Origin of the sequence: Stenotrophomonas sp. Nf1, from assembly GCF_003028475.1 — a bacterium.
GTDB lineage: Bacteria > Pseudomonadota > Gammaproteobacteria > Xanthomonadales > Xanthomonadaceae > Stenotrophomonas.
In genome coordinates, this window is record NZ_PYTV01000005.1 from 67688 (window position 1) to 93548 (window position 25861).

Annotated in this window: 29 protein-coding genes, 1 tRNA gene and 1 other RNA gene; 9 read left to right on the forward strand and 22 right to left on the reverse strand. The window is 67.8% G+C overall.

What is annotated here, in order from left to right; genetic code table 11:
- Positions 1–67: 67 nt before the first annotated feature.
- Positions 68–751: a hypothetical protein gene (locus C9412_RS10815; RefSeq protein WP_107231626.1), complete on the reverse strand. Its 684-nt coding sequence runs from the start codon at positions 749–751 to the stop codon at positions 68–70.
- Positions 752–859: 108 nt separating this feature from the next.
- Here C9412_RS10815 and C9412_RS10820 point away from each other — a divergent pair, with 108 nt between their 5' ends.
- The 3 genes from C9412_RS10820 (at position 860) to C9412_RS10830 (ending at position 3873) form a co-directional block, all read left to right on the forward strand.
- A complete protein-coding gene (locus C9412_RS10820; RefSeq protein ID WP_107231627.1) occupies positions 860–1678 on the forward strand; it encodes an NAD(P)-dependent oxidoreductase in 819 nt (272 codons plus the stop codon).
- Between the two features lie 92 nt (positions 1679–1770).
- Positions 1771–2763 (forward strand): YiiG family protein, encoded by a 993-nt coding sequence (locus C9412_RS10825; protein WP_107231628.1) that lies wholly within the window; start codon positions 1771–1773, stop codon positions 2761–2763.
- Positions 2764–2922: 159 nt separating this feature from the next.
- Positions 2923–3873 (forward strand): YiiG family protein, encoded by a 951-nt coding sequence (locus C9412_RS10830; RefSeq protein ID WP_107231629.1) that lies wholly within the window; start codon positions 2923–2925, stop codon positions 3871–3873.
- Between the two features lie 61 nt (positions 3874–3934).
- Here the strand turns inward: C9412_RS10830 and C9412_RS10835 are convergent, their stop codons facing one another.
- Positions 3935–4807, reverse strand: coding sequence for an ion transporter (locus C9412_RS10835; RefSeq protein WP_107231630.1), 873 nt, complete (start codon positions 4805–4807; stop codon positions 3935–3937).
- Positions 4808–4870: 63 nt separating this feature from the next.
- On the opposite strand from C9412_RS10835, the gene C9412_RS10840 reads away from it, so the two are divergent.
- A complete protein-coding gene (locus tag C9412_RS10840; RefSeq protein WP_107231631.1) occupies positions 4871–6097 on the forward strand; it encodes an acetylornithine transaminase in 1227 nt (408 codons plus the stop codon).
- 144 nt (positions 6098–6241) lie between these two features.
- Here the strand turns inward: C9412_RS10840 and C9412_RS10845 are convergent, their stop codons facing one another.
- The gene (locus tag C9412_RS10845) at positions 6242–6844 is read right to left on the reverse strand and encodes an HAD-IA family hydrolase (RefSeq protein ID WP_107231632.1); all 603 of its coding nucleotides are present in this window, start codon (positions 6842–6844) and stop codon (positions 6242–6244) included.
- 122 nt (positions 6845–6966) lie between these two features.
- On the opposite strand from C9412_RS10845, the gene azu reads away from it, so the two are divergent.
- Positions 6967–7416, forward strand: coding sequence for an azurin (gene azu, locus C9412_RS10850; protein ID WP_107231633.1), 450 nt, complete (start codon positions 6967–6969; stop codon positions 7414–7416).
- A gap of 105 nt (positions 7417–7521) precedes the next feature.
- On the opposite strand, the gene hemL is transcribed toward azu, so the two are convergent.
- Positions 7522–8811 (reverse strand): glutamate-1-semialdehyde 2,1-aminomutase, encoded by a 1290-nt coding sequence (gene hemL / locus C9412_RS10855; protein WP_107231634.1) that lies wholly within the window; start codon positions 8809–8811, stop codon positions 7522–7524.
- Between the two features lie 16 nt (positions 8812–8827).
- Positions 8828–9454, reverse strand: coding sequence for a thiamine phosphate synthase (gene thiE / locus C9412_RS10860; protein WP_107231635.1), 627 nt, complete (start codon positions 9452–9454; stop codon positions 8828–8830).
- Positions 9455–9488: 34 nt separating this feature from the next.
- Between thiE and C9412_RS10865 the strand changes: the two genes are divergently transcribed.
- Complete coding sequence (locus C9412_RS10865) at positions 9489–9713, forward strand: rubredoxin (protein WP_057497622.1); 225 nt, start codon at positions 9489–9491, stop codon at positions 9711–9713.
- A gap of 88 nt (positions 9714–9801) precedes the next feature.
- On the opposite strand, the gene C9412_RS10870 is transcribed toward C9412_RS10865, so the two are convergent.
- The 8 genes from C9412_RS10870 to C9412_RS10905 all read right to left on the reverse strand — a co-directional run bounded on the left by C9412_RS10870 (position 9802) and on the right by C9412_RS10905 (position 13917).
- Complete coding sequence (locus C9412_RS10870) at positions 9802–10647, reverse strand: SirB1 family protein (RefSeq protein ID WP_107231636.1); 846 nt, start codon at positions 10645–10647, stop codon at positions 9802–9804.
- Between the two features lie 131 nt (positions 10648–10778).
- Positions 10779–11225 (reverse strand): DUF192 domain-containing protein, encoded by a 447-nt coding sequence (locus C9412_RS10875; RefSeq protein ID WP_107231637.1) that lies wholly within the window; start codon positions 11223–11225, stop codon positions 10779–10781.
- A 21-nt stretch (positions 11226–11246) separates the two neighbouring features.
- Positions 11247–11894 (reverse strand): ribose-5-phosphate isomerase RpiA, encoded by a 648-nt coding sequence (gene rpiA, locus C9412_RS10880; RefSeq protein WP_107231638.1) that lies wholly within the window; start codon positions 11892–11894, stop codon positions 11247–11249.
- Positions 11895–11917: 23 nt separating this feature from the next.
- A complete protein-coding gene (locus C9412_RS10885; protein WP_107231639.1) occupies positions 11918–12397 on the reverse strand; it encodes an EVE domain-containing protein in 480 nt (159 codons plus the stop codon).
- Complete coding sequence (locus C9412_RS10890; RefSeq protein ID WP_107231640.1) at positions 12394–12987, reverse strand: 5-formyltetrahydrofolate cyclo-ligase; 594 nt, start codon at positions 12985–12987, stop codon at positions 12394–12396. Before C9412_RS10890 ends, C9412_RS10885 begins: the two co-directional genes overlap by 4 nt.
- 83 nt (positions 12988–13070) lie before the next feature.
- Positions 13071–13256: non-coding RNA, 6S RNA (gene ssrS / locus C9412_RS10895), on the reverse strand.
- Between the two features lie 146 nt (positions 13257–13402).
- Entirely contained in the window at positions 13403–13699 is a 297-nt protein-coding gene (locus C9412_RS10900) for a cell division protein ZapA (RefSeq protein WP_005410899.1), read from the reverse strand.
- Positions 13696–13917 (reverse strand): TIGR02449 family protein, encoded by a 222-nt coding sequence (locus C9412_RS10905; RefSeq protein ID WP_005410898.1) that lies wholly within the window; start codon positions 13915–13917, stop codon positions 13696–13698. The genes C9412_RS10900 and C9412_RS10905 overlap by 4 nt, the downstream gene beginning before the upstream one ends.
- Positions 13918–14070: 153 nt before the next feature.
- Here C9412_RS10905 and C9412_RS10910 point away from each other — a divergent pair, with 153 nt between their 5' ends.
- The gene (locus C9412_RS10910) at positions 14071–14619 is read left to right on the forward strand and encodes a YecA family protein (protein ID WP_107231641.1); all 549 of its coding nucleotides are present in this window, start codon (positions 14071–14073) and stop codon (positions 14617–14619) included.
- A 5-nt stretch (positions 14620–14624) separates the two neighbouring features.
- Entirely contained in the window at positions 14625–15947 is a 1323-nt protein-coding gene (locus C9412_RS10915) for an aminopeptidase P N-terminal domain-containing protein (RefSeq protein ID WP_107231824.1), read from the forward strand.
- 497 nt (positions 15948–16444) lie between these two features.
- On the opposite strand, the gene pepQ is transcribed toward C9412_RS10915, so the two are convergent.
- The 7 genes from pepQ to rph form a co-directional block, all read right to left on the reverse strand.
- Complete coding sequence (pepQ, locus tag C9412_RS10920; protein WP_107231642.1) at positions 16445–17776, reverse strand: Xaa-Pro dipeptidase; 1332 nt, start codon at positions 17774–17776, stop codon at positions 16445–16447.
- 75 nt (positions 17777–17851) lie between these two features.
- The gene (locus C9412_RS10925; protein ID WP_057498843.1) at positions 17852–18214 is read right to left on the reverse strand and encodes a PilZ domain-containing protein; all 363 of its coding nucleotides are present in this window, start codon (positions 18212–18214) and stop codon (positions 17852–17854) included.
- Positions 18215–18219: 5 nt separating this feature from the next.
- On the reverse strand, positions 18220–20499 hold the full coding sequence (locus C9412_RS10930) for a DUF1631 family protein (RefSeq protein ID WP_107231643.1): 2280 nt from the start codon (positions 20497–20499) through the stop codon (positions 18220–18222).
- Between the two features lie 148 nt (positions 20500–20647).
- On the reverse strand, positions 20648–21874 hold the full coding sequence (hemW, locus tag C9412_RS10935; RefSeq protein WP_258190143.1) for a radical SAM family heme chaperone HemW: 1227 nt from the start codon (positions 21872–21874) through the stop codon (positions 20648–20650).
- Between the two features lie 56 nt (positions 21875–21930).
- Complete coding sequence (gene rdgB / locus C9412_RS10940) at positions 21931–22527, reverse strand: RdgB/HAM1 family non-canonical purine NTP pyrophosphatase (RefSeq protein ID WP_107231644.1); 597 nt, start codon at positions 22525–22527, stop codon at positions 21931–21933.
- A complete protein-coding gene (locus C9412_RS10945) occupies positions 22524–22913 on the reverse strand; it encodes a VOC family protein (protein WP_107231645.1) in 390 nt (129 codons plus the stop codon). The genes rdgB and C9412_RS10945 overlap by 4 nt, the downstream gene beginning before the upstream one ends.
- Positions 22910–23635, reverse strand: coding sequence for a ribonuclease PH (gene rph / locus C9412_RS10950; protein WP_010484035.1), 726 nt, complete (start codon positions 23633–23635; stop codon positions 22910–22912). The genes C9412_RS10945 and rph overlap by 4 nt, the downstream gene beginning before the upstream one ends.
- 123 nt (positions 23636–23758) lie before the next feature.
- Here rph and C9412_RS10955 point away from each other — a divergent pair, with 123 nt between their 5' ends.
- Entirely contained in the window at positions 23759–24619 is an 861-nt protein-coding gene (locus tag C9412_RS10955; RefSeq protein ID WP_107231646.1) for a YicC/YloC family endoribonuclease, read from the forward strand.
- 35 nt (positions 24620–24654) lie between these two features.
- On the opposite strand, the gene selD is transcribed toward C9412_RS10955, so the two are convergent.
- The gene (selD, locus tag C9412_RS10960; protein WP_107231647.1) at positions 24655–25734 is read right to left on the reverse strand and encodes a selenide, water dikinase SelD; all 1080 of its coding nucleotides are present in this window, start codon (positions 25732–25734) and stop codon (positions 24655–24657) included.
- 26 nt (positions 25735–25760) lie between these two features.
- Positions 25761–25856, reverse strand: a tRNA-Sec gene (locus C9412_RS10965).
- Between the last annotated feature and the right edge of the window lie 5 nt (positions 25857–25861).

Below are 25861 nucleotides of genomic sequence, written 5' to 3' on the forward strand. Positions count from 1 at the left end.
GAGCCGAGCCATGCTCGGCTGCATTCAATGAGCCGAGCACGGCTCGGCTCTACAGAGGCCGGTGACCTTACGGCGTCGCCGGCACTACCTGCTGGCCGATGAAGTTGCGCTTGGCGTCGAAGTCGTAGGCGATCTGCAGCTGGCCCACATCCGGGCAGGCGTGGCAGTCGCGCAGCGGGGTGCGGTACAGCAGGCGGATGCCGCCGTTCTCCAGCGGTGTTGCCCCCGCCGACTGTGCCGGCGCGAACGGCGTGGCCTGCGGGTTGGCCTTCAGCAGTTCCTGCACGCCCGGGTCGGCACGCAGGGTGTCATCCAGCTGCACCGCGTCCACATCGATGCGCTTGCCGCCGGCATCGACCAGTCGCGTGCCTTCGTTGGTGTTGGCGCGGAACGGGTACTCGACGGTGGCCACGCCCAGCCCTTCGTTCTCGTGCCAGGCGGTCACATAGGCCAGTTCGCCGCCACTGGACAGCTGCTCGGCGGCGGTGATCGCCTCGGCGCTGGCGCCACCGGCACGCATCGCATCACGCAGGCAGTCGCGGGTGGCTGCGCTCTCGCCCTGGCGGCAGGCATTGAGGTCGCCATCCCACACCACCGCTTCGCTCCAGCGCATCTTGCCGTCGGCGGCGGCCTGTTGTGCACTCGATGCGTCACCGGCGGGCGGCTCCTTGCCAGGTTCCGGCGAACGGCCCTGGCAGGCGGTCAGCAGGGCAAGCCCCAGGGCAGGCAGCAGCAGGCGGGAACGGCGCATGGCGTGGACCTCGTGCGTTGACGGGAGGCCCGAGTATCGTCAAGGCCGGGTGAACTCCGCGTCGGCGCGGCATACTAGCGGCTCATTGCATACGCTGGAGTGTGGAACGTGGGCAGTCTGCAGGGCAAAACCCTTTTCATCACCGGTGCCTCGCGTGGCATCGGCCTGGCCATCGCGTTGCGCGCTGCGCGCGACGGCGCCAACGTCGCCATCGCGGCGAAGTCGTCGGTGCCCAATCCGAAGCTGCCCGGCACCATCCATAGCGCGGCCGAAGCCGTGACGGCCGCCGGTGGCCAGGGTCTGGCGCTGAAGTGCGACATCCGCGAGGAAGAACAGGTGCAGGCGGCGGTGGCGGCCACCGTGGATACCTTTGGCGGCATCGACATCCTGGTCAACAACGCCAGCGCCATCTGGCTGCGCGGCACGCTGGACACGCCGATGAAGCGCTTCGACCTGATGCAGCAGGTCAACGCGCGCGGCAGCTTCCTGTGCGCGCAGGCCTGCCTGCCGTATCTGCTGCAGGCGCCGAACCCGCACATCCTCACCCTGGCCCCGCCGCCCAGCCTGGAACCGAAGTGGTGGGCGCCGCACACCGGCTACACGCTGGCCAAGATGGGCATGAGCTTCGTCACCCTGGGCCTGGCCGCGGAATTCGGCCCGCAGGGCGTGGCGGTCAATGCACTGTGGCCGCGCACGGTGATTGCCACCGATGCGATCAACATGATTCCCGGCGTGGACGCGGCCGGTTGCCGTACGCCGCAGATCATGGCCGACGCCGCGCATGCGGTGCTGGTGCGCGAGGCGGCGGGCTTCCACGGCCAGTTCCTGATCGACGATGAGGTGCTGGCGCAGGCCGGCATCACCGATCTTGCCGGCTATGCGGTGGATCCGTCGCGGCCATTGCTGCCGGACCTGTTCCTGGACTGAGAACTGCGTTGAACACGGGCCGAGGGCTGCGGCCTTCGGCCCGCTGCGCTAGAATATTTGGATGTAACCGTTTTCAACAAGGATGTGAGCACATGACACGTACGCTTTCCACCGCGGCGCTGGCCGCTTCGCTGTCGTTGATCCTGACCGCCTGCGGCGGCAAGTCGCCCGCAACGTCGGGTGAAAGCAGCCCGGCCGCCAAGCCGGACACCGGCGCGACGCTGTCCGACACGCAGCAGCAGTTGACCGCCAAACTCAACGCCTACATCGAGTGCTTCAATGCACTCGATTCGAAGACCCACGGCAGCATCGAGTCGTACACGCGCTGGATCAAGGACGTGGACGCAGGCCCGACCGGGCGCGAGACCCAGGTGTACGGCCCGTCGGAGATCAGCGATTACGACATGAAGCGCTGCGACGCCCCGGTGACCGAGGCGATCGCTGCCAAGCCGGCACTGGCCGATCTCGATGCCGCCGCGGGCCGTTATCAGCAGTCGCTGAAGGCACTGGTGCCGGTCAGCAAGGACGCCCACGACTACTACGATCGGCAGGACTACGAGGACGATCAGTTTGCCAAGGGCAAGCAGATGCACGCGCCGTTGATGGCGGCCTTCAAGGCGTTCGTGGTCGCCAGCGAAGCGTTCAATGCCGAGCTGGAACGCCAGAACGACGCGGCCCAGCGCGAGCAGCTCAAGGTGCTGGAGCAGGCCGAGGGGCGCACGCGCGAGTACTACCGCCTGGCGATGATGCTGGAAGCGAAGGCGATCGTGGAGCTGATGAGCGAGGACGATTTTGATCCGGCCAAGGCCCGTGAACGACTGGATGCGTTCAACCGAATTTCCGACGAAGCGCATGCCAAGGTGGCTGATCAGGAACCGGGCAAGCTGGACTGGAACAGCTTCGAGCGCGAAGCCGAGAACTTCCGTCGGGAGGGCAAGGAGCGCCTGCAGCGGGTCAGCAGCAAGACGCCTTACAGTGATTTCGAGCGGCGCATGCTGGACTCGCCTTCGATGGCCCCGCGCGGTTCGGCCAGCAAGCTGATGCAGGAATACAACACGCTGGTGTTCCAGAGCAACCGCCAGTAACCGCAGCCTCCATCGCGTCATTTGTGTCGCAATCGAGCAGGTCGATTGCGACGCATCGCATCCCACACTCCCGAACGGTGGTGCCTCCCCGAGGCCGCCGATGCGGGTGTTCACGTCATGCGCGAGGATCCCCACCGCCTCTTTCTGCAAGGAATCGATTTGAACGCTTCTGCACGCCTGCTTCCCCTTCTTCTGCTCGGCACGCTGGCCGGTATGGCCGGTTGCGACAAGGCGCCGGGACGGGCGGCGGCCGATCCTGGCCTGGAGAAGGTCAATGCCTACATCGAGTGCTACAACGGCGTTGAACAGCCCATCCACGAAGGCTTCCAGACCTACACTGGCTGGATGAAGGATCCCGAAGCCGGTCCGACCGGCAAGGAAACGCAGCCGCGCTCACCGGGCAAGGTGCTGTCGCACCGCGTGGAATACTGCGGCCAGGCGCTGACCGATGCGCTGGCAAAGACCCCGTCTACCGCGCTGGATGCACCGGTGCGCGACTACCAGCAGGCCTTCCAGTCGCTGTACGCGCTGATCGAACGCGCCGACGGCTACTTCACCCGTGAGGACTATCGCCGCGATGGCGGTGAGGGCCTGCGCAGCCAGCACGCGCCGTTGATGCAGGCCTATGCCGGGTTCTTCAAGGCCAGCGAGGCACTGGATGCGGCACTGGAGAAGAACGAGAACGATCGTCGCGCGGCACAGCTGAAGCAGATCGAGGAGAGCGAAGGCCGTTCGCTGGCCTATTACCATCTGCGCCTGCTGGGCGATGGCAAGCAGCTGGCCATGGCCTTCCAGGTCGACGCACCGGACCTGGCGGCGTTGCGCACGCAGCTGGCCGATTACCAGGCGTTGGTGACGGAAATCCAGAACTCCGGGGTGGGCAAGGACGACCCGATGTGGGGCCACGTGCAGCGTTCAGCGGACAAGCTGGTGCGCACCGCCGGGCGCGGCGTGGAGCGTCTGCAGCAGGGCAAGCCGATCACCGCCGAAGGGCTGGCTGCCGAGCGCAAGGCCTCCGGCAGCTGGGACACCTCGGCTCCGGAAGGCGCGCAATCCACTCTGCTGGACGCCTACAACGATCTGGTCTCCACCAGCAACCGCCTGCGATGAGCAGCGCGCGCATCCACGCGTAAGCGCCAAGGGTAGTGCCGGCCGCTGGCCGGCATGCGCCTCAATGGTTGAACGGATCCGGTAGCTGACCGCCGCACTTGCGGCAATGCCGTGCATCCGGCTCGTGGCCTTCCAGCCCGCAATGCGGGCAGCCGCGGGCATCACGGCGCGCGGCCAGCTCGGCTTCGCGCATGGTGCTGGCCAGTTCAGCGGTATAGATGCCGGTGGGCACGGCGATGATGCTGTAGCCGATCAGGATCAGCACCGAGGTGACGAAGCGGCCGAGCACGGTCTGCGGCACGATGTCGCCGAAGCCGACCGTGGCCATGGTCACCACCGCCCAGTACATGCTCGCCGGAATATTGGTGAAGCCGTGCTCCGGTCCTTCGATCACATACATCAGCGCACCGGCGATGATGGTGATGGTGATCACCGTGAACAGGAACACCAGCACCTTGCGCCGGCTACGCCACAGCGAGGTCATCAGCACGCCGCTTTCTTCGATGTAGCGGGTCAGCTTGAGAATGCGGAAAACGCGCAGGATGCGCAGCGCGCGCACCACCAGCAGGCTCTGTGCGCCGGGCACGAACAACGACAGGTAGGCGGGCAGGATCGACAGCAGATCGATGATGCCCCAGATGCTCACCGCATAGCGCAGCGGTCGCCGGACCACCGCCAGCCGCAGCAGGTACTCGGCGGTGAAGATGATCGTGAAGCCCCATTCCAGGATGTACAGCCCGGTGGACCATTCGGCATGCAGGTGCTGCACGCTGTCGATCATCACCACCAGGATGCTGGCGACGATGGCCACCACCAGGATCAGGTCGAAATTGCGCGAAGGCCGCGAGTCATGGCGGTAGATGATGTCGAACCACCGACGGCGCCAGCCGGTCTCGGTGGCGGGGTTCAGCTGGGGGGCGGAAAACGGTCGCATGGGCGCATTGTGCCGCAGGGGTTCCGGCGCGAGAATGGGCATTCCTGAACCTTGCCGACTGCCATGACCGCCGCGACCGATCCGCTGATCTCCCTTTCGCACTACTACCTGCCGGTCTACAAGCCCCGCCAGGTGGTTCTGGAGCGAGGCCAGGGCGCCCGCGTGTGGGACAGCCAGGGCCGTGAATTCATCGACCTGGCCGCCGGCATCGCCGTGTGCGGCCTGGGTCACAACGATCCGGACCTGGTGGCCGCGCTGGTCGAGCAGGCCGGCAAGCTCTGGCACACCAGCAACGTGTTCTACAGCGCACCGCCGCTGCACCTGGCCGAGGAGCTGGTCAAGGCCAGCCGTTTCGCCGAGCGCGTGTTCCTGTGCAATTCCGGCGCCGAAGCCAACGAAGTGGCGATCAAGATGGTCCGCAAGTGGGCCTCCAGCCAGGGCCGTCCGGCCGACAAGCGCGTCATCATCACCTTCCGCGGCAGCTTCCACGGCCGCACGATGGGCGCGGTGACCGCCACTGCCCAGCCGAAGTACCAGGAAGGCTACGAGCCGCTGCCCGGTGGCTTCCGCTACATCGATTTCAACGATGAAGTGCAGCTGGAAACCGCGATGGCCGCCGGCGATGTCGCCGCGGTGATGCTGGAGCCGATCCAGGGCGAGGGCGGCGTGATGCCGGCCAAGTCCGGTTTCCTCAAGCGCGTGCGCGAGCTGTGCGACCAGCACAACGCGCTGCTGGTGCTGGACGAGATCCAGGCCGGCATGGGCCGCACCGGCACGCTGTTCGCGCACTGGCAGGATGACGTGGTGCCGGACATGGTCACCCTGGCCAAGGCACTCGGCGGCGGCTTCCCGATCGGCGCGATGCTGGCCGGCCCGAAGGTGGCCGAGACCATGCAGTTCGGCGCGCACGGCACCACCTTCGGTGGCAACCCGCTGGCCGCTGCGGTGGCTCGCGTGGCGCTGCGCAAGCTGGCCTCGGCGGAGATCGCCGCCAACGTCAGCCGCCAGTCGAAGGCACTGCGCGATGGCTTTGCGCGCATCAACGACGAGTTCGGCGTGTTCAGCGAGGTGCGTGGTCGCGGCCTGATGCTGGGTGCGGTGCTGAGCAAGGACTTCGCCGGCCAGGCCGGTGCGATCCTCGACCAGGCGGCCGAGCAGGGCCTGCTGACCCTGCAGGCCGGCCCGGACGTGCTGCGCTTCGTGCCCTCGCTGAACATCACCGACGAGGAAGTGGCCGAAGGCCTCAAGCGCCTGCGCGCAGCGATTGCCGCGTTCGTCGCGGCGCGCTGAAGCCCTGACGCTGGGGTCGGATCCCTCTCCTGCGGAGAGGGCTCTGACCCCGTTGCCGCGGAATCGCTGTAGCGCCCAGCCCATGCTCGGCTCATCGCGATGTCAGGCAACGGCAGCCGAGCATGGGCTCGGCTCTACGGTGCTTCACGCGATCCGATAGCGCTTCAACACCTTGCCCAGCCCACGTCCGTCGCGCACGGTTTCCGCGTGCAGGCCGGCAGCTCGTGCGCCGCGCACGTTGGCAAACAGGTCATCGACGAACAGCGTGTGTGCAGGCGCCACACCCAGTGTTTCCAGCGTGCGCAGGAACACCTCCGGTGCCGGCTTGCGCAGGCCGAAATCGGCACTGCAGAAAACACGCCCCTGCAGGGCAGGGAACAGCTCCGGCAGCAGGGTGGGCAACGTCTGCTTCATCAGCGCGCCGTTGTTGGTCAGCACCGCCATCGGCAGCTGCAGCCTTTCCAGCCGCTGCAGCACCGCCTGCTGCGGGTGGCTGGCGGCCTGGCGGGCGGCGATCCAGGCGGGCACATCCAGGCTCCTGCCCAGTTGTTGGCCCAGCCGCTCCAGATAGGCCGGGCCATCCAGCGTGCCGTCGTCATGCGCGGCCTCCAGTCCACTGTCGTAGAGCGCGGCCTGCACCGCCTGCGTCGGCACGTCCAGCGCGTGCGCAAGCTGCAGCACGCGCTGCGCGCGCTGGTACCGCACCAGCACGCCATCCACATCCAGCAGCAACAGTTCGATCTGCATTGGCCGAGCATGCCATCGGCATGCGGGCGCGGAAACCCTGGAGCGGGCGTGCGACAGACGGTCGCAGCGCAGGTTGCGGGCACCTGCCTAGAATGGCGCTTGAACCGGCAGGAGATACAACGATGAAGGCTTGGATGATCGTAGTGGGACTGGGCGCGCTGATGCTGGCGCCGTCGGCGCTGGCGCGGGTGTGTGCGGTGAGCATCGACAGCACCGACCAGATGAGTTTCAGCAGCCGCGAGATCAAGGTTGCCGCCGATTGCACGGCGGTGGACCTGACCCTGCGCCACACCGGCAAGCTGGCCGCGACCGCGATGGGCCACAACTGGGTGCTGACCCGCAGTGCCGATTACCAGCCGGTGGCGATGGCTGGCATGCGCATGACCCTGGCCGACAGCTACCTGCCGAAGGCCGACAAGCGCGTGCTGGCGCACACCAGGGTGATCGGTGGTGGCGAGACCACGCGCGTGCGCTTCTCTACGCAGGGCCTGCAGAAGGGCGGGGATTACACCTTCTTCTGCTCGTTCCCCGGCCACTTCGCGATGATGAAGGGCAAGCTCGTCTTCGGTTGATGCCGTTTGTAGCGTCGAGCCATGCTCGACGGCTCTGTGCCAACCAAGGTTGGCACCTACCAGATGCGGCAGTGCCAACCAAGGTTGGCACCTACCAGGGCGGACTCAGCCCTTGGCGGCCTTGAACGCGACGCGTGCGGCGGCCAGCGTCGCCTCGATCACCGCATCGTCGTGCGCACTGGACAGGAAGCCCGCCTCGTACGCCGACGGTGCCAGGAACACGCCCTGCTCCAGCATCGCGTGGAAGAAGCGGTTGAACGCCGGGATGTCACAGGCGGTGGCCTGCGCATAGGTCTCCACCGTTTCATCGGTGAAGAACAGGCCGAACATCGCGCCCACGCGGGTAGTGGTCACGGTCACACCGGCGTCGGCGGCGGCCGCTTCCAGGCCCGCACACAGGCGCGCAGTGCGCTCGGCCAGATCGGCGTGGAAGCCCGGTTGCTGGATCAGCTCCAGCATCGCCAGGCCGGCGGCCATCGCCACCGGATTGCCGCTCAGCGTGCCAGCCTGGTAGATCGGGCCGGCTGGGGCGATCTGCTGCATCAGTTCGCGGCGGCCGCCATAGGCACCCACCGGCATGCCGCCGCCGATGATCTTGCCGAAGGTGGTCAGGTCCGGGGAGATGCCGTAGTGCGCCTGCGCGCCGCCCAGCGCCACACGGAAGCCGGTCATCACTTCGTCGAAGATCAGCAGCGCACCATGCTTCGTGCACAGTTCACGCAGGTGCTGCAGGTAGCCCTCGCGCGGTGGGATGCAGTTGGCGTTGCCCACCACCGGTTCGATGATCAGGCCGGCGATGTCCTCGCCCTGCTGTTCGAACAGCGCGGTGGCGGCTTCGAAATCGTTGTAGGGCAGGGTCAGGGTCAGTTCGCTCAGGCCGGCCGGCACACCCGGCGAGGTCGGCACGCCCAGGGTCAGCATGCCGCTGCCAGCCTTGACCAGGAACGAGTCGCCGTGCCCGTGGTAGCAGCCTTCGAACTTGACGATGCGGTTGCGGCCGGTGGCACCGCGCGCCAGCCGGATCGCCGACAGCGTGGCTTCGGTGCCCGAATTGACCATGCGTACCATTTCGCACGACGGCACCAGCCGGGTAATGGTCTCGGCCATGGTCACTTCGGCCGCACACGGCGCGCCGAACGACAGGCCGTTGTCGATCGCGCGCTTCACCGCCTGGCGCACGGCCGGGTGGTTGTGGCCGACGATCATCGGGCCCCAGGAACCCACGTAGTCGATGTAGCGGTTGCCGTCGACGTCGTACAGGTAGGCACCGTCGGCGCGCTCGACGAAGAACGGCTCACCGCCCACCGACTTGAACGCGCGCACCGGGGAATTGACGCCGCCGGGCAGCAGCTGCTGGGCGCGGGAGAACAGGGCGTGGGACTGGTCGTGGTTCATGGGGCTTTCCTGGGCATTACGCGAACTGGGCGAGGAAGGCGCGCTGGGTTGCGACCGGGTCCGGTGCGGCGTAGATGCCGCTGACCACGGCCACCAGGTCGGCGCCGGCTTCGATGATGGGACCGACATTGTCCGGGGTCAGCCCGCCGATCGCCACCCGCGGCACGCCCAGTGCGGCGCTTTGCCGCAGCAGATCGGCATGGGCACGGCTGGTGGTGACCTTGGTGGTGGTCGGGAAGAACGCGCCGAAGGCCACGTAGCTGGCGCCGGCGGCCACGGCCTTTTCAGCATTGGCCAGCTGGTCGTAGCAGGAGGCGCCGATGATGGCGTCGGGCCCGAGCAGGGCGCGCGCGCTGGGAATGTCGCCGTCGGTGCCGCCCAGATGCACGCCGGCGGCGCCCACGGCCCTGGCCAGCTCCGGATCGTCGTTGATGATCAGCGGCACGCCGTGGGCGGCGCACAGGCCTTGCAGGGCCGTCGCCTGTTCCTGCCGCAGGGCATCGCTGGCGGTCTTGTTGCGGTACTGCAGCCAGGTGGCGCCGGCGGCCAGCAGCGGCGCGGTGCGGGCCAGCAGGCGCGCGGTATCCGGCTCGTCCGGGGTGATCAGGTAGACGCCGCGGGGCGCCGGGGAAGCAGAAGTCATCGATGGCTACCGGTGCGTGGGCCGCGATGGGACAATGGCGGCCCGTGAATCCAGCCCCGATTATCCGATGAGCGATGCCACCCCCACCACCTTGCGTACCTGGATGTGCGTGGTCTGCGGCTTTCTGTACCGCGAAGCGGACGGCCTGCCGGAAGAGGGCATCGCGCCGGGCACGCGCTGGGAAGACATCCCCGAGACCTGGACCTGCCCCGATTGTGGGGTGAGCAAGGCCGATTTCGAGATGGTCGAGGTCGATTGAGGCACCTCAGTCGAGCAAGCTCGACTCTACTCAATGCCGGTGCGGACCGTTGGGGTGGGTGCGGACCGTTGGTCCGCACACCGGTAAATCAATGCAGCCGCGGCATCGGCCCGCCGAGGTCGATCAGCTTCTCGCGCAGCCACTGCGCGTCGCTGGCCTCGGGATTGCGCTTGAGGTACTGCCCCAGGTCGTGGCGGGCGCCGGCCAGGTACTCCAGCTGCAGGTAGGCCAGGCCGCGGTCGCGCAGGGCGTCGTGCTGGTCCGGGGCCAGCTTCAGCAGGCGGTCGGCACTGCGCGCGGCGCGGTCCCATTCTCCCGCTTCGGCATACACGCCGTGCAGGTTGCGCAGCATGCGCATCAGGATCGCGCGCGCGGGAGCCGGGTCGAGGATCTGCGCCAGCACCTGGTCATCGGGCATCTGCCCGCCCAGGTGTGACTTGGCCCGCTCGCGCAGTTCATCCACATCCAGGGGGCGGCCACCGTTGAACGGGTCCATCACCAGCACGCCGTCGTCCACCGGCAGGCGCACCAGGAAATGGCCGGGGAAGGACACGCCATCGAGCGGGATGCCCAGCCGTCGCGACACTTCCATCTGCACCAGCGCCAGCGAGATCGGGTTGCCCAGGCGCCGTTCGAACACCTGGTTGAGGTAGCTGTTGCGCGGGTCGTAGTACTCGTCGTGGTCGCCGCTGTAGCCCAGCTCGTCAAACAGGTGGCGGTTGATCGCGGCCATCTTCAACGGGCTGTTGTCGATGCTCTCCACTTCCGAGCGGAGATGGTCAACATGGCTCTGGATCAGCGCGTCGTACGTGGACGGCTGCAGATCGGGGTATTCATCGCGCGCGATCAGCAGCGCGGTCGGCAACAACGGCAGCGCCTCGTCTTCGAGGTCGGCCAGTGCATCCCAGTCGGGGAGTGTGATCCGGTCCTGCATGACCACAGACTGGCGTCATTCGCAGACGGTTTCAAGCAGTGTCGCGTGAAAAATTCAGGGGTCAGATCCCTTTCGCTTGCGAAAGGGATCTGACCCCGGCCAGGGTGCCGGCCAGTGGCCGGCAGCACCGCTTATTTTTCGATGCCCGGGCCGAAGGTCAACGCGGTGCCGTCCTTGAGCTTGAGCTTCTCGGCCTGGCCGGCGTTGAGCTCCAGCACGTACCGTGCCGGGCCGCCGCTGGGGTAGGGCGGGCACATGTCGCCCGCCGAGCAGGGCGGCACGTCGCGCTGCTGGCTGACCAGCCTGCGTTCGTTGTCGAAGTACAGGATGTCCAGCGCGATCTTGGTGTTCTTCATCCAGTACGCCTGCATTTCCTCGCGGTCGTGGATGAACAGCATGCCGTGGTCGGCCGCCATCTGGTCGCGGAACATCAGCCCGCGCGCACGGGTCTCGTCATTGGTGGCCAGCTCGACCTGGTAACGGGCGCCATCGAGCTCTACCCAGTGGCGGGCCGCATCGGTGGCGCAGCCGGCCAGCGCCAGCAATGGAAGCATCAGCAGCGAACGCAACAGCGACATCGTCAGGATCCTTCAGAAGGGTCAGAGCACGATCGGCGGTTCGCCGCCGACGATCACCACGTCGGCGCGGCGACGCGCGAACAGGCCGACGCAGACCACGCCCGGCAGCTGGTTGAGCTCGCGCTCCAGCTTTTCCGGATCGGTGATCTGCAGGTTGTGGATGTCCAGGATCTGGTTGCCGTTGTCGGTGACCACACCCTCGCGCCAGGTCGGCTGGCCGCCGGTCATGTCGCGGATCTGGCGGGCGACCAGGCTGCGCGCCATCGGGATCACTTCCACCGGCAGCGGGAAGTTGCCCAGCACCGGCACCTGCTTGCTCGGGTCGACGATGCAGATGAAACGCTCGCTGGCCTCGGCGATGATCTTCTCGCGGGTCAGTGCGGCGCCGCCGCCCTTGATCAGGCACTTGCCCGGATCGCACTCATCGGCGCCGTCCACGTACAGCGACAGGTTGCCGCTGTGGTTCAGCTCGATCACCTCGATGCCGTGCTGCTTCAGGCGCGCGGTGCTCTGCTCGGAGCTGGACACTGCGCCCTTGATGCGGTGCTGGATGCGGGCGAGGGCATCGATGAAATAGGCCACGGTGGACCCGGTACCGACACCGACGATCATGCCGTCTTCAACGTACTCGATGGCTTTCTCGGCGGCCAGGCGCTTGGCTTCGGACATGGGAAGAACTCTCAGGCAGGGAATCAGGATTTGTTTTCCAGCGACAGCAGCAGCTTCCACTGCGCGGCGGTCACCGGGAACACCGACAGGCGATTGCCCTTGGCAACCAGCGGGAAGCCTTCGCCGAGCTCGTCGGCGTGCAGCTTGATCTCGTCCAGCGCGATCACCTGCTTGAGCTTGCGGTCGTAGGCCACGTCCACCAGCATCCAGCGCGGGTTCTCGCGCGTGCTCTTGGGATCGTGGTAGTCGGATGTCGGGTCGAACTGGGTGTCGTCCGGGTAGGCCGTGCTGGCCACCGTGGCCAGGCCGACGATGCCTGGCACCTTGGTATTGGAGTGGTAGAACAGGATGCCGTCGCCGACCTGCATGCCGTCGCGCATGAAATTGCGTGCCTGGTAGTTGCGCACCCCGTTCCAGGGTTCGACCTTGACCTTGGCCAGGTCATCGATGGAGAAGGCGTCCGGTTCGGACTTCATCAGCCAGTAGCGCTTGCGGGCGGTCATGCGTTCACGGGGGCAGCGGAGGGGAACAGGGTGCCGTCTTCGGTGCAGATCGCATCCACCGGCACGTCCCACGACGCCACCGGCAAGGACTCGACCTGCTGCACCGCGAAGGCAGCACCGACCAGCCAGGGCGGCGCCGGCCGGTCGTGGCGGAAGGCGAAGCTGCGATCATACCAGCCGCCCCCCATGCCCAGCCGCCGGCACTGCGTGTCAAAGCCCACCAGCGGGGTCACCACCAGCGCCATCTGCGCCGGTTCCAGCGTGTCTTCCAGCGCCACGTCGGGCTCGGGAATGCCATAGCGGTTGCTGGTCAGCGGCTGCCCCGGCCGCCACGGTGCGAAGCGCAGCGCCTCGCCGGCCAGCACCGGCAGGCAGTAGGTAACGCCTTCGGGCAACTGCAGCTGCCAGCGGTGCAGGGCGATTTCGCCATCCAGCGCCCAGTAGCCGGCCACCGCACCTTCGCGCGGGGCGAACGGCAGCGCCAGCAGGGCATCGGCAAGGGATTCGGCGGCGGCGATACGCGCAGCGGCGGAGAGGTCGCGGCGGCGTTGCCGCAGGTCGTGGCGCAGGGCCTGGCGCGGGTCGGTCATGGCAGCGTGCGGCAAGGAACAGCCGTCATTGTGCCGCAAAGAACAAGGGCGACGCCCGAAGACGCCGCCCTTGCTGGAATATTGCATTCTCCGCAATGTCGATGCATGCGAAACGACCTTGAACCCGGGGGCTCAAGTGGGAACGCTGGAGAACCATCGGGCTTCCCGCTACAAGGCGGACCTGCACTCCCGGCGCTGTCGCGCTCCCGGTGTCGTTCTTAAGGGACAAGGCGAATGTTTGCACATGCCGTCGAGTACCGCAGAGAACGCGTGGCCATTATAGCCAGCGCGCCGGATCTGGAAAGGCCGTTCGTCGGCAACAGTGCGTGCCAATTCAGAAAAGGGGACGGAGGGAATCAAGGCGTTTTCAGCACGGAAGGGGCGAATGCGCCTTGATTTCCTCCGTCCCCTTTTTCTAGGGGGTGCCGTCGATGGCGCGGTCCAGGCGCCGGTTCAGGTCGGCCAGGGTCTGCTGCAGGGCCACCGCCTGGCGGGCGTTCTCGTCGCGCAGCAGCTGCAGTTCGTGGGCCAGGTTCAATGCGGCCAGAACGGCGACGCGGTCGACGGCGGCCATGCGGTTGCTGCCACGGATCTCGCGCATGCGCGCATCGAGCAGGCGCGCGGCGGCCATCAGGCTGTCGCGTTCATCGCCGCCGACGCCCACCGTGTATTCACGATCGAGGATGCGGACACTGACCGGTTCGGCGCTCATGTGTGCTGCTCCAGGGATTTGAGCCGGCTGATCATCGCTTCCACCCGCGAGCGCGCCTGTTCGTTCTTGGCCAGCAGTGTCGAACGCTCGGCCACCAGCTGTTCCTGCTGGTGGCGCAGGCTGCGGTTCTCCTCGGCCAGGCGCTGGTTGCGTTCAAGCAACGCTTCCACGCGGGCGGCGAAGTCCTGCAGCTGGGCGAGGGGATCGGCGGGTTCCATGCGGGCACGATAGGCAAGCGGGGTGAGGGCGGTCAAGCGCTGTCGCAGCAAGGCTGGGCGGCCACGGGGAGGATGCCGTCGGGTTGCTACACTACCGGGTCTGAGGGGCGCGCGCGTGCGCGCTCCGGGTTTCCTTTCCGAACGAGCCGCACGATGACCGAACTTCCCTCCGTCGACGACGTTTCCCGCGCCAGCCAGGAACTGGGCCTGGGCGCCACTGCTGCCGAACTGCATGGCGCACTGTGCGGCTGGCTGGCCGCCGGTGGCGCCCCCGGCAATGACTGGCCGGCGCGTGTGCTGGCCGACGACAACCTGCCGCCGGTGGCCGCCGACAGCGTGCTGGGGCAGCTGCTGCAGGCCACCATCAAGCAGCTGGAAGACCGCGATTTCGCCTTCGAGCTGCTGCTGACCGACAACGATGACGTGTCCGCGCAGGCCGATGCCATGTTCAGCTGGACCCGCTCGTTCCTCGGCGGCTTCGGCCTGGGCAGTGGTGGCAACCGCCCGACCCTGTCCGAAGAGGGCGAGGAAGCGCTGACCGACATGGCCAGCCTGGCGCGTGCCTCCAGCGAGGATTTCGAGGCCGGTGGCGAGGATGACGACGAAGCCCTGTCGGAGATCGAGGAATTCATCCGCGTGGCGGTGCTGCTGCTGCACGGCGATGTGGTGCTGGCCGCGCGCCATCGGCAGCGCCTGAACTGATGGATATCAAGCAGCGCACCGGCATCGCGGCCGGCGAGTACAAGCGTCGCCGCCGCCAGCTGATGGACATGGCCGGCGAGGACGCGATCCTGGTGCTGCCGGCCGCGGCCGAGAAGGTGCGCAGCCTGGATACCCATTACCCGTACCGACAGGATTCGGACTTCCAGTACCTGAGCGGTTTTCCGGAACCGGAAGCGGTTCTGGTGCTGATTCCCGGCCGTCGCCACGGCGAAGCCATCCTGTTCTGCCGCGAGCGTGATGCCGAGCGCGAGGCCTGGGACGGCAGTCGTGCCGGCCAGGAAGGCGCGGTATCGCAGTACGGCATGGATGACGCGTACCCGATCGACGACCTGGACGACATCCTGCCCGGGCTGCTGGAAGGGCGTTCGCGCGTCTACTACCACTTCGGCCGCGATGCCGACTTCGACCTGAAGCTGATCGGCTGGGTCAACCGCGTGCGCTCGCAGGTGCGCCACGGTGCGCAGCCGCCACACGAGTTCCTGGAGCTGGGCCACCTGCTGCACGAGCAGCGGCTGTTCAAGTCCGGCGCGGAAGTGGCGCTGATGCAGCACGCCGCGCAGATCAGCGTGCGTGCGCATCTGGCCGCAATGAAGGCGGCGAAGGCAGGCATCCACGAATACGAACTGCAGGCCGAGCTGGAGCGCGTGTTCCGCGCCAACGATGCGGTGCCCGCTTACTGCAGCATCGTCGGCGCCGGCCGCAACGCCTGCATCCTGCATTACCGCGACAACAACGCACGTTCGCGTGATGGCGAACTGGTGCTGATCGATGCCGGTGCCGAGTACCGTGGTTACGCCAGCGACATCACCCGCACCTTCCCGGTGAATGGCCGCTTCAGTGCCGAGCAGCGCGCGCTGCACGATCTGGTCGGTGACGCCCAGGCCGCGGCGCTGGCCCAGGCCAAGCCGGGGGTGCCGTACGAGGCCGGTCACCTGGCCGCCGTGCAGACGCTCACCGAGGGGCTGCTGCGGCTGGGCCTGCTGAAGGGCACGCTGGAAAAGAACCTGTCCGAAGGCCTGTACCAGCGCTTCTACCGGCACAAGACCGGGCACTGGATCGGCATGGACGTGCACGACGTGGGCGACTACCGCCTGGCCGGTGACTCGCGTCTGCTGGAGCCGGGCATGGCCTTCACCATCGAGCCGGGGCTGTACATCGGCGTGGATGACACGACGGTGGAGCCGCGCTGGCGCGGTATTGGCATCCGCACTGAGGATGATGTGCTGATTACCGATGATGGCCATCGGGTGCTGACCGAAGGGCTGGCGCGCAGCGCCGACGAGATCGAAGCGGTGATGGCGGGGTAAGGGGGTTTCGGCAGGGCTTGCAGCCCTGCACCCGCTGCAAGCCGAAGCAACGGCAACGGCCAAAGCAAGAGCGGCTATCCGTGGGATGGCGGGGCGGTGCGGGTGGTCAGGACCGCCCCACCTCTGACAGATTCCTGCGGCTGTTGGTGGGTGCCGATCGTTGGTCGGCACATCTGTCAGATATCGAATGAATCATCCACGCATGGCGTGGATCTACTGGCAACTGCGATTGTTGCGACGCGCGGCTGTTGGCAGGTGTCGACCTTGGTCGACACGGAGCGAGCCCAGCGAGCGACCCGCTTCTGCTTTTCCTTTTTCTTTTCCGTGGTTGGACGCGCGCAGGGAACTGTCAGAGGTGGGGCGGGGTGGGTTCGCGGGGGTGTCCGCGGCATGGATGCCGCGGCCAAGCCTCCAGGGATGGATTCACGGCGTCCCCCGCGACCCCACCCCGCCCCACCAAGCGCGGCTTTTGCTCCAAGCGGCCAACCACGAGGGGCTCAGCCGTTGGCCGCTGCAAACTCCGGCCGGGTCAGGTTGTCCGCTTCGCCTTCGGTGCACAGCACTTCGTCTTCGATGCGGATGCCGCCGTAGGGACGGAAGAAGTCCACGCGGTCCCAGTTGATCGCATCGCCATGGCCGGCGTCCTTCACTTCGTTCAAGAGCATGTCGATGAAGTACAGGCCCGGTTCGATGGTCACCACCATGCCCGGTTCCAGCACACGGGTCAGGCGCAGGTACGGATGACCGGCCGGGCGCTCGATGCGGCCACCTTCGTCGCTGGCCGCAAAGCCTGCCACGTCATGTACCTGCAGGCCGATCAGGTGGCCGATGCCGTGCGGGAAGAACGCGGCACTGACGCCGGTCTCCAGCGCGGTCTGCGGCGAGACGTTGATCACGCCGAAGTCCTTCAGCACGTCCATCAGCGAAAGATGTGCATCCACATGCAGCTGCTTGTAGTCGAAGCCCGGGCGTACGGCAGCGCACATCTGCTGCTGGGCGGCATCGACGGCGGCGATCATCGCAGCAAATTCGTCGTGACCCTGTGCGGCATAGGTGCGGGTGATGTCGCTGGCGTAGCCGTGGGCGCTGGCGCCGGCGTCGATCAGGAAGCTGCGCAGCGGCTGCGGTGCCTTGCGGCCCAGTTCGGTGTAATGCAGCACGGCGGCGTGTTCGTTCAGTGCGACGATGTTGCCGTACGGCAGCTCGTTGGCATCCTGGCCCACGGCCTGGCAGTACGCCATGTGGATGCTGAACTCGTCGGCGCCATTGCGGAAGGCGGCCTCGGCGGCGCGGTGGCCGCGCACACCCAGCACCTGTGCCTGGCGCATCAGCGCAATTTCATATGGCGTCTTGTGGGCGCGGTGCCATTCCAGGTAGTTCACCACCGGTGCCGGGTTGTTGGGCACGAAGGCGCCCAGCGCACTCTGCGGCTCGCCGAGGATCGCGCAGCGCGCCGGATCGGCCGGCAGCAGCGCCAGCGCCTCTTCGGGCTTGCGGATGATGTGGATGTCGAAGTGGTCCACCCACCAGCCGCTGGGCGCGTCCGGCACCACGTGCCAGTAGTCGAAGGGCTGGTGGAAGATCACCGCCGGGCGCTTGCCCGGGGTGAACACGATCCAGCTGTTGGGCACGCGGGTGAGCGGCAGCCAGGCCTTGAACTGCGGGTTCACCGCATACGGATAGTCGCGATCGTCGAACACCTGGTAGTGCAGGGTGCCGCTGGGCACCACCAGATGATCGAAGCCGCCGCGGGCCAGCGCCTTTTCGGCGCGTCGGCACAGCACGGCCAGGTGGTCGGGATACAGGGCGCCGGGGTCTTGCTGGATCATTGCGGTGGCTCGACACGGAAAACGGCCCTAGATTCTGCCGCATACCGCGAAAAACCGCTGTGCCGGAACCGGCACTCAGGCCGTCGAAAGCGGCCCTTCGTCGCTGTCCTCGCCCACCCACTGGCGCAGCAGCTGCCGATGCTCGCGCGACAGGGTGAGGAAGCGGAAGCCGGTCCAGCTTTGACCCGGCGCATGTGCCGGTTCGCTCCACAGCAGGTGCACGCCCACGTCGATGGCTTCATGGCGACCGTCGCCCATCGGCAGCGGGAAGCGCAGCTGGTACAGCGCGTCCTCGCGCAATGGCGTACTGGCCAGCATCAGCATGCCGGTCTCGGAAACATTGCCGAGCCGGCCCACCACGCAGTCGCGCATCTGGTCGGTGACCGGCACCAGATCCGAGACCTGGCGGCGTGGGGCGCGACGGGTGTCCTGTGGCAGCGGGTTCATGCGTGCGTCTCCTTGCGGCGGCCACCCGCCAGCGCGCGCAGGGCGCTGAGGCTGGCCTGCCAGGCACGGTCCACCAGCCGGCCACGGTCTTCGGTCACCAGCTGCGCGTGGCCGGCGCTGACCTGCCGCGCAAGTGTGTCCAGGTCGGTCTCGGCGATCTTCTGCCCGCGCGGATTGACCAACAGGGCATGGCCGGTCAGCAGGCTGTACCAGGACAGGCGCTGCCGTCGCACGCTGCCGTCGCCGCTATCGATGTCGAACCAGCTGCCGAACGGCAGGCTGGAGAGCTGCTGGTAGGCGGCCTCTTCCGCACTGCTGCGAGGAAGCGGTGGTGGGATGGCGGCATTGTCTGCACCGGCGGCGTGCTCGCCCAGGCGCACACGCGCTTTCAGGCGGGCACTGAGTTCGGTGCGTGAGGTCGTTTCGTCTTCGCCGCCGGGTGTGGCCAGGCGCCGTGCAACGGCGGCCGCCTCCTCGGCGTGGTACCCGACCTGGACCAGTGCGGCTTCCACATCGGCGGCCAGCGCGGCATCGGTGCCATCGGCGGCATCGACGGCCTGGGCGGTGACCGCGGCAATGCGTTCGGTCTGTTGCAGGCGTTCCTGCCATTGCGGCGAATCGTCGCCATGCCGCAGGCGGGTCAGGGTCAGCGCATCGGCCCAGGCCTGGCGCAGCAGGGACTGCACGAAACGGGGGGGCTGCTGTGCATCACAGCACTGGTCGATCTGTGCGTTGGCCTGGCGGCGTGCCAGCTCCAGGCGTTCCTTGCCGCGGGCCGCTTCGACATGGCGGCGCTCGGCCAGCTCGGCGCGGTGCGCTGCGGCGCGCTGGTGCTGCTGCACGTCTTCGTTGGCAGCGGCGAATGCCTCCGGCGATCGCGCATCCTGGGCGAGCAGGCCCTGCACGCTCTGCGCCATGCGTTGCAACAGCTGTGGGTCGACGTCATCGTCGGCCAGCCAGTGCGCACCGACTTCGGCGATCTGGTTGAGCAGCTCGCGCGCGGGGTGCTCGTCGCGCACGAAGAAGCCGGGGTCGGCCATTGCCGCGCGGGCCAGCGGAACCTGCAGGCGCGCCAGCAGGGCGGCCGGTACCGGGTCGGGGCGCTGCCGCTGCTGCACCTGCTGCATCAGCATGCGCAGCAGGTCGAGGTTGTCGCGGTCGTGGCTGCCCAGCTGGGCCTGGGCGCCATGCTCGCTGCGCAGCTGGGCGACCACCGCTGCCTGCAGGTCGGCTACGCCGGTGGCGGCACTGGACTGGGCCTGCAGGCGAGCGAGCACCGCGTCGACGGCGGCGCTGGGGACGGCGCCGGTTTCAACCGGGGCGGCGGCTGCGTGGCGGGCCTGCTGCAGCAGCTCATGCAGGGCACCGCCGGTGGAGGCGGTCACGCCGACGGCAGCGGCACCGCCAGCGTCGTTGACGGTGTCCTGTACCAGATGCGACCACGAGCCGGCCGGGGCGGAGCCGTTCCAACCGGTCAGCGGTGCGGCCGCTTGCCGGGCCGGCTGCGTGGCGCGACCGCCGCCCACCGACTGGGTGATGATCCGCCGTGTGCTGGAGGAGCGCGCCAGGTAAGGGGTGTAGACCAGCCCCGGCAGGATGCCGTGCTGGGCAAGCAGGGCGTTGGCGCGATCCAGCACATCGCCCAGGCGCTCCAGCACCTGGCGCTCGAAGCTGCGGTACAGCGCCAGCTGGATCTCAGCGCCAAGCGCATCCTGTTCGGCCAGCCGGCGCACGATCAGGCACAGCGCCTGCGGTGCCAGCGGCAGGGTGTCCGTTTCGAATGCCGGTGCGGCGGCCAGCACGCCCAGGCGTTGGCCCAGCAGATTCAGCGCGTTGGTCGAGCGCTGGGTTTCGCGGCGTACCATTTCGGTCAGCAGCAGGTCGCGATCCACGTCGTGCTCGGCGACCAGCGACAGCCCCTGCATGCCTGGCAGGGCCGGCGCGGGCGTGGCAGGTGCGACGGCGCTGGCCGGTTCGCGCAGCCGTGCCAGCGATTCGGCCAGGGCATCCAGCACGCGATCCGGGAAGTGGCCGGCGAAGGCATGCAGCTGGCCGCGCTGGGCCATCAGGTCGGCCTGCTGCGCCGGATTGCGTGCGCGGTCGGCGTCGTGCAGCAGGGTCTGTTCCAATGCTTCGACGGTCAGGATCAGCGGCGCGGCCAGTGCCTGCCGGCACAGGCCGATCAGCGCGCCCAGCAGATCGCGCACCCGCGGTGGCAGCTCGGCGGCGGCCAGGCGGTTCTTGTCGACGGAGGTAAGGGAGAAGACAGCTGACATCGGCAGGCGGTACCCGGATTCCCGCGGATCGATCTGGTGAATCTACCGTGTCGGCCGATGCCGGCGCTACTTTAGCCTGAATGTGAACGGTCTTCGGGCGTGCGGTGGTGCCGGCCAGCGGCCGGCACTACCCGTCATGGCGGAGGGCTTATTCCTCCAAGAACAGGCTCACCACATCGTTGGTGAAGCGGCGGCCCAGTTCGGTCGGCTGTACGTGGCCATCGGTCATCTCCAGCCACCCGCGCTGAACAGCCTCGGCCAGCGCTGCGTCGAGCACGCTGCGTGGCAGGCCGGTACGCGACTCGAAATCGCGCAGGCTGAAGCCTTCGTGCAGACGCAGCAGATTCAGCATGTACTCGAACGGCAGTCGCGCGGGTGCGATCACGTCGTCGCCGCCGAACGAGGCCGGGGTGCCGGCGCTGTCCAGGTAAGCCTGCGGGTGCTTCAGCTTCCAGCGCCGCAGCACGTGTTCCTCGGCGCCGGAACTGATCTTGCCGTGCGCGCCGGCACCGATGCCCAGGTAGTCGCCAAAGCGCCAGTAGTTCAGGTTGTGCGCGCTCTGCCGGCCGGGGCGGGCATAGGCGCTGACCTCGTACTGGCCGAATCCGGCCTGAGCCAGCAGCGCCTGGCAGTGTTCCTGCATGTCCCAGGCGTTGTCTTCATCGGGGATGCCCTGCGGCGGCCGTGCGAAGAACACCGTGTTCGGCTCCAGCGTGAGCTGGTAGTGCGAGATGTGCGCCGGCTGCAGCGCGAACGCGCGCTCCAGATCGGCCTCGGCACCGGCCAGGGTCTGCTCCGGCAGCGCGTACATCAGGTCGATGTTGAAGTTGTCGTAGCCCGCGTCCTGCGCCATCTTCACTGCGCGCTCGGCTTCGCCGCTGTCGTGGATGCGGCCCAGGCGCTTGAGCATCGCATCGTCGAAACTCTGGATGCCGAAGCTGAGGCGGTTCACGCCGGCCGCGCGGTAGCGGTCGAAACGGCCGTGCTCGGCGGTGCCCGGGTTGGTTTCCAGGGTGATCTCGGCATTGGGCGCGAAGCGCAGGCGTGCGCTGGCCTGCTGCAGGAAGCGGTCGATCGCTTCGGGCGGGAACAGGCTGGGCGTGCCGCCGCCGAAGAACACGCTGTGCACCACCCGGCCCCAGACCAGCGGCAGGTCCTGGTCCAGGTCGCGCAGCAGCGCGTCGATGTAGGCATCGAACGGCAGCTCGCCCTTGGCCTGGTGCGAATTGAAATCGCAGTACGGGCATTTGCGCACACACCACGGCAGGTGCACGTACAGCGACAGCGGTGGCGGCACCAGCCGCGGCGGCGTGTCGTGGTCAGCGGAGCAGGCTTCGCCGGGCAGGTGGTTGCAGTGGTCGTGGGCGTGCGGCATGGGCTTCATCGGTAGTGCCGGCCGCTGGCCGGCTTCCCTGGTTCGATCGGGTGGCGTCAGTACAGCGTCGCCAGCTGCTGCTTGAGCTGCTGCAGGGCGAGGGCACGGTGGCTGATGGCGTTCTTCAGCGCCGGCTCCATTTCCGCGGCGGTCACGCCGTGGGTGGTGTCCAGGAACACCGGGTTGTAGCCGAAACCATTCGTACCGCGCAGTTCGCGGATGATCTGGCCTTCCCAACGGCCTTCGCAGATCAGCGGCTGCGGATCGGTGGCGTGGCGCAGCAGCACGATGACCGCATAGAAGCGCGCGCTGCGCTGGCCATCGGGCACCTCGGCCATGGCATCGAGCAGCTTGGCGTTGTTGGCCGCAGCATTGGTCGGGTGCCCGGCATAGCGCGCGCTGTACAGGCCCGGTGCGCCGCCGAGGGCATCGACGATCAGGCCCGAATCATCGGCCAGCGCCGGCAGGCCGGTCGCTTCGCAGGCCGCGCGCGCCTTCAGCAGCGCGTTTTCGACGAAGGTCAGGCCGGTCTCTTCCACATCGCCCAGACCCAGCTCGGCGGCCGAGGTGATCTGCAGCGGCAGGTCGGCCAGGATCTCCTGCATCTCCACCAGCTTGCCGGCGTTGTGGCTGGCCAGAACCAGTTTCTTCATGTGCGGGGCTCCAGCAGGTCCCAGGTGTTGCCATACAGGTCGCGGAACACCGCGACCGTCGCGTAGGGTTCTTCGCGCGGCGCTTCCAGGAACTCGACACCGGCGGCCAGCATCGCGGCGTGGTCGCGGCGGAAATCGTCGGTGTTGAGGAAGAAGCCGACGCGGCCACCGGTCTGGTTGCCGATGCGGCTGCGCTGTTCGTCGTTGCTGGCGCGCGCCAGCAGCAGGGCGGCGGCGCTGCCGTCGCTCGGGCCGACCACGACCCAGCGCTTGGTGCCCTGGTCGATGTCTTCCAGCAGCGTGAAGCCGAGCTTGCCGGTGTACCAGGCGATCGCTTCGTCATAGTCAGCCACCACCAGGGTGGTCAGGGCGATCCGGCGGTTCATGCCGACAGCGCCGCCTGCTGTGCGGCCAGCAGTTCGGTCACGCCCTTTTCGGCCAGGCCCAGCAGCGCGTCCAGCTCGTCGCGACGGAAGGCGTGGCCTTCAGCGGTGCCCTGCAGTTCGATGAAGCCGCCGCCGTCGTTCATCACCACGTTCATGTCGGTGTCGCAGTCGCTGTCTTCGGCGTAGTCCAGGTCCAGCACCGGAGTGCCGCGGTACACGCCCACCGACACGGCGGCCACTGCGCCGAGGATCGGGTTGCGCTTGATGTCGCCGCGCTTCATCAGCACGTTCACCGCATCGACCAGGGCCACGTAGGCACCGGTGATGGCGGCGGTGCGGGTGCCACCGTCGGCCTGCAGCACGTCGCAGTCGAGGGTGATGGTGCGTTCGCCCAGCGCGTTGCGGTCCACGCAGGCGCGCAGGCTGCGGCCGATCAGGCGCTGGATCTCCAGCGTACGGCCGCCCTGCTTGCCACGCGCCGCTTCACGGTCGCTGCGGGTGTGGGTGGCGCGCGGCAGCATGCCGTACTCGGCGGTCACCCAGCCTTCGCCCTTGCCGCGCAGGAAGCCCGGCACGCGGTTCTCGACGCTGGCGGTGCACAGCACGCGGGTTTCACCGAAGCACACCAGCACCGAACCTTCGGCGTGGCGGGTGAAACCGCGTTGGATGACGACCGGGCGGAGCTGGTCGGGCTGGCGGCCGCTGGGGCGGGAATCGGACATGGTGCAGGTTCCGTAATGGCGAGGGAGTACGCCGCCATGCCCGCGGCCTTCACGGGGCGGGCAAGGGGCTCAGGTGAGGGCGCTAGGGTACCATTCCCCCTTTGCACGCACCGGACACATTCCATGATTCGAAGCATGACCGCCTATGCCGGCGGCGAGCGGGTCACCCCGTGGGGCACGCTGGGCTGCGAACTGCGCTCGGTCAACCACCGCTTCCTGGAGGTCGGCACCCGCCTGCCCGAGGAACTGCGGGCGCTGGAGCCGCAGCTGCGCGAGCGCATCGCGGCACGCCTGAGCCGCGGCAAGCTGGATCTGGTGATGCGCCTGCGCGCACCGGAGGCCGCTGCCAACCTGCAGGTGGACGAGGCCCTGCTGGGCCAGCTGGGCCGCCTGGCGCACCGCCTGACCTCTGATTTCCCCAACCTGCAGGTCAGCTTCACCGATCTGCTGCAGCTGCCGGGCGTGACCCGCGGCGAGGCCGCCGATGCGCCCGCCCTGCAGGCCGAGGCCCTGGCCCTGATGGACCAGGTGCTGGATGGCTTCATCGAGGCGCGTGAACGCGAAGGCGGCAAGCTTGCCGCTGCCATCGCCGAGCGCGTGGACGGCATCGAACGCATCGCCACCGAAGTGCGCACGCTGATTCCGGCCATTCGCGACGGCCAGCGCGCCAAGCTGGCCGCCCGCCTGGCCGATCTGCCGCACCCGGTCGATCCCGGCCGCGCCGAGCAGGAGCTGGTGCTGTGGCTGCAGAAGCTGGATGTGGATGAAGAACTGGACCGCCTCGGCAGCCACATCGCCGAGATCCGCCGCGTGCTCAAGCAGCGCGAGCCCGTCGGCCGCCGCCTGGACTTCCTGCTGCAGGAGTTCAACCGCGAAGCCAACACGCTGGGCTCGAAGTCGGTGGACAGCCGCACGTCCAACGCGGCAGTGGAGCTGAAGGTGCTGATCGACCAGATCCGCGAGCAGGTGCAGAACATCGAGTGATGCTGGAGGGGCGCCTTGGGGCGCCCTTCCTCGCTTCAGACCACGCGGACGCCCGGCGTTCCTTCGCTCAACCGCCCGACCACGGCCGCCTGGCCGAACCCCGCTTCGTGGAAGCAGGCCAGCACCGCATCCACCGCCTCCGGGGCGCACGACACCAGCAGGCCGCCGCTGGTCTGCGGGTCGGTCAGCAGCGGCTGCCAATGGGCGGCCAGGCCATCGGCGAAGCGCACCTCGGCGCCATACGAGGCCCAGTTGCGGCTGGAGGCGCCGGTAACGCAGCCGTGCTGCAGCAACTCCAGGGCATGAGGCAGCAGCGGCACCTGGGCACTGTCCACGTCAGCGGAAACCCCACTGGCGCGACACACTTCCAGCAGATGCCCGAGCAGGCCAAAGCCGGTGACGTCGGTCATCGCGTGCACGCCGCCCAGTGCCGCCAGCGGTACGCCGACGGTGTTCAGCCGTGTGGTCGAATCAAGCATCTGCCGGTAGCCCTTGGCATCGAGCCGTTCCTTCTTCAGCGCCGACGAGTACACGCCCACGCCGAGTGGCTTGCCCAGCACCAGTACATCGCCGGCGCGGGCATCGGCATTGCGCTTGAGTCGCTGCGGATCGAGCACGCCGATCGCGGCCAGGCCGTAGATGGGTTCCACCGCGTCGATGCTGTGGCCGCCGGCGACCACGATGCCGGCGTCGGCGCAGGCGCGTTCCCCGCCCTGCAGGATGCCGCGGATGGTGTCCTGCGGCAGTGTGTTGATCGGCATGCCGACGATGGCCAGCGCGAACAACGGGCGCGCACCCATCGCGTACAGGTCCGACAGCGCGTTGGTGGCGGCAATGCGGCCGAAGTCGAACGGGTCATCGACAATCGGCATGAAGAAATCGGTGGTGGCGACAATCGCCTGGCCGTCGTTCAGCCGGTACACCGCTGCGTCATCGCTGGTCTCACGGCCGACCAGCAGTTCAGCCGGTGCGGCAAGTGCCGGAACACCGCGCAGCAGTTCGGACAGCACGCCCGGTGCGATCTTGCAGCCGCAGCCGCCGCCATGGGCCAGCGAGGTCAGGCGCGGCGGGGCCTCGGCCGTGGAAGCGGTGGGGGACTGCGCATGCGTGGCCATGCCGGCATCTCCTGCGGAAACACGAATGGCGGAAGGCAGCAGGAGTCGAACCTACCAGGGAACGATCGACGCCCCCTACTGGGTTTGAAGCCCAGCCGCATGCCCGGATGCGCATGCCTTCCGAAAG